The 3,238-nt window shown below is 54.2% G+C and carries 1 tRNA gene and 2 rRNA genes (1 of these 3 only partly in view); all 3 read right to left on the bottom strand.

The annotated features are described in order from the left end of the window. Nucleotides 1–11 precede the first annotated feature (11 nt). Nucleotides 12–88: transfer RNA gene (locus tag P6144_RS20420), tRNA-Met, on the bottom strand. A gap of 161 nt (nt 89–249) precedes the next feature. Beyond that, a 5S ribosomal RNA gene (rrf, locus tag P6144_RS20415) occupies nt 250–364 on the bottom strand. Between the two features lie 103 nt (nt 365–467). Continuing rightward, nucleotides 468–3,238 (bottom strand): 23S ribosomal RNA (locus tag P6144_RS20410) (it continues 22 nt past the right edge of the window).

Genomic DNA, 3,238 nt, shown 5'->3' with positions numbered 1-3,238 from the left:
TGCGGGGTTGTTGGTTGCGGGAGTAGGATTTGAACCTACGACCTTCAGGTTATGAGCCTGACGAGCTACCGGGCTGCTCCATCCCGCGTCAACCGGATGTGTTGGGATCAGGGGTCGGAAGGCGCGCCTTCCGCAAGGCCGACTGGCCGTCGCGCCTTATTGGCGCGGAACCAAGGCCGCGGATGCGGCTGCCGGCGCCTGAGGCCAACAAACAAGGTGAATGGGTTTTTCCTGAGCACAAGCTTCAATGCCTGGCGACGACCTACTCTTCCATCGCTTAAGCGATAGTACCATCGGCGCAGTCTGGTTTCACGTCCGAGTTCGGGATGGGATCGGGTGGGTCACAGACGCCATAGCCACCAAGCAATGAAGCTTGTGCTGAGGAAGTTTTTCAAACCGTGCGAACAAGGGGTGAGATGAACATCCGCATCAAGCGGCAGCCAGGGCTGTCGTTGATGGTGGGACTCATCAAGTGCGAATAGGACAATTAGTATCGGTTAGCTCCACACGTTACCGCGCTTCCACATCCGATCTATCAAGGTCGTGGTCTTCGACCGTCCTAAGAAATCTTATCTCGAGGGAGGCTTCCCGCTTAGATGCTTTCAGCGGTTATCCCGTCCATACATAGCTACCCTGCTGCGCCGTTGGCACGACGACAGGTACACCAGAGGTATGTTCAACCCGGTCCTCTCGTACTAGGGTCAACTCCTCTCAAATTTCGACGCCCACGGCAGATAGGGACCAAACTGTCTCGCGACGTTCTGAACCCAGCTCACGTACCACTTTAATTGGCGAACAGCCAAACCCTTGGGACCTGCTCCAGCCCCAGGATGTGATGAGCCGACATCGAGGTGCCAAACAACCCCGTCGATATGAGCTCTTGGGGGTTATCAGCCTGTTATCCCCGGCGTACCTTTTATCCGTTGAGCGATGGCCCTTCCACGAGGGACCACCGGATCACTATGACCGACTTTCGTCTCTGCTCGACTTGTCAGTCTCGCAGTCAGGCTGGCTTATGCCATTGCACTCTAACAGTCGGTTTCCAACCGACCTGAGCCAACCTTCGCGCGCCTCCGTTACTCTTTAGGAGGCGACCGCCCCAGTCAAACTACCCGCCACAGAGGGTCCCTGATCCAGTTTCATGGATCGAGGTTAGACATTAAAAAACAACAGGGTGGTATTTCACCTATGGCTCCACACCAGCTGGCGCCGGTGCTTCAAAGCCTCCCACCTATGCTACACAGTTATTTTCCAATGCCACTCTGAAGCTGCAGTAAAGGTGCACGGGGTCTTTCCGTCTAACCGCGGGTACTCCGCATCTTCACGGAGAATTCAATTTCGCTGAGCATGTCCTGGAGACAGTGGGGAAGTCGTTACGCCATTCGTGCAGGTCGGAACTTACCCGACAAGGAATTTCGCTACCTTAGGACCGTTATAGTTACGGCCGCCGTTTACCTGGGCTTCATTTCGGAGCTTGCACCCCTCCACTTAACCTTCAGGCACCGGGCAGGCGTCAGACCCTATACGTCGTCTTGAAGCCGACTTAGCAGAGCCCTGTGTTTTTGCTAAACAGTCGCTACCCCCTGGCCTGTGCCCCCTCAATCTGCTTGCGCAAAATGAGGGCCTCCTTCTTCCGAAGGTACGGAGGCAATTTGCCGAGTTCCTTCAGGACACTTCTCTCAAGCGCCTTGGTATACTCTACCTGACCACCTGTGTCGGTTTCGGGTACGGTCTATACGGTGGGGCTATTTCCCGGGACAGCTTCGAAGCATGCTCAATCCGATAAGAGCATACAACACACACCATCCGTCACACACCACCAGGCCCACGAATATTAACGTGGTTCCCATCGACTACCCCCTTCGGGCTCGTCTTAGGGGCCGGCTCACCCTGCGCGGATTAGCCTTGCGCAGGAACCCTTGGTCTTTCGGCGAAAGGGCATCTCACCCTTTTTATCGCTACTCATGTCTGCATTCGCACTTCCGATACCTCCACGACCCATTACCAGATCGCTTCACAGGCTTACGGAACGCTCCGCTACCGCGTGTAGTAAACTACACACCCTAAGCTTCGGTGCACGTCTTGAGCCCCGTTACATCTTCGCCGCAGGAACCCTTATTTAGACCAGTGAGCTGTTACGCTTTCTTTAAAGGATGGCTGCTTCTAAGCCAACCTCCTGGTTGTTTTGGGATTCCCACATGCTTTCCCACTTAGACGTGACTTGGGGACCTTAGCTGTAGGTCAGGGCTGTTTCCCTTTTGACGACGGACCTTAGCACCCGCCGTCTGTCTCCCGGATATCACTCCTAGGTATTCGGAGTTTGGTTAGAATTGGTAGATCTCGCGACCCCCGCATCCATCCAGTGCTCTACCCCCTAGGGTGTTCATCCGAGGCACTACCTCAATAGTTTTCGCGGAGAACCAGCTATTTCCCGGCTTGATTGGCCTTTCACCCCTAAACACAACTCATCCGGTAACTTTTCAACGTTAATCGGTTCGGACCTCCAGTGCATGTTACTGCACCTTCATCCTGGTCATGCCTAGATCGCCGGGTTTCGGGTCTAATACACCAAACTCATTCGCCCTATTCAGACTCGCTTTCGCTGCGCCTACACCTAACGGCTTAAGCTTGCTTGGTACATTAAGTCACAGACCCATTATGCAAGAGGTACGCTGTCACCCCATAAAGAGGCTCCAACTGCTTGTAGGCATTCGGTTTCAGGTACTGTTTCACTCCCCTCATCGGGGTGCTTTTCACCTTTCCCTCACGGTACTGGTTCGCTATCGGTCGCATACGAGTATTTAGGCTTGGAGGGTGGTCCCCCCATGTTCAGACAGGATTACACGTGTCCCGCCCTACTCGAGTCCTTCAACATCACTTTCGCATACGGGACTGTCACCCGCTATGGTCAGCCTTTCCAGACTGTTCTGCTAGTTGAATTGAAGGCACTGGCCTGGTCCGCGTTCGCTCGCCACTACTAACGGAATCTCGGTTGATGTCTTTTCCTCCGGTTACTGAGATGTTTCAGTTCGCCGGGTTCGCTTCACGAAGCCTATTTTATTCAGCTAAGTGATACCTTTTTCCAATTACCCTGACCGTCATTGCTGACGACCAAGATAATCGGATTAGGTGGGTTTCCCCATTCGGAAATCGTGGGATCAATGCTTGCTCACAGCTCCCCCACGCTTATCGCAGCGTGCCACGTCCTTCATCGCCTGTATGCGCCAAGGCATCCACC

The organism is Sphingomonas sp. HITSZ_GF (genome assembly GCF_029543155.1).
In the GTDB taxonomy this organism is placed as follows: domain Bacteria; phylum Pseudomonadota; class Alphaproteobacteria; order Sphingomonadales; family Sphingomonadaceae; genus Sphingomonas.
The sequence above is the reverse complement of the archived record's forward strand: the minus strand, read 5'-3'. Positions and strand labels throughout refer to the sequence as shown.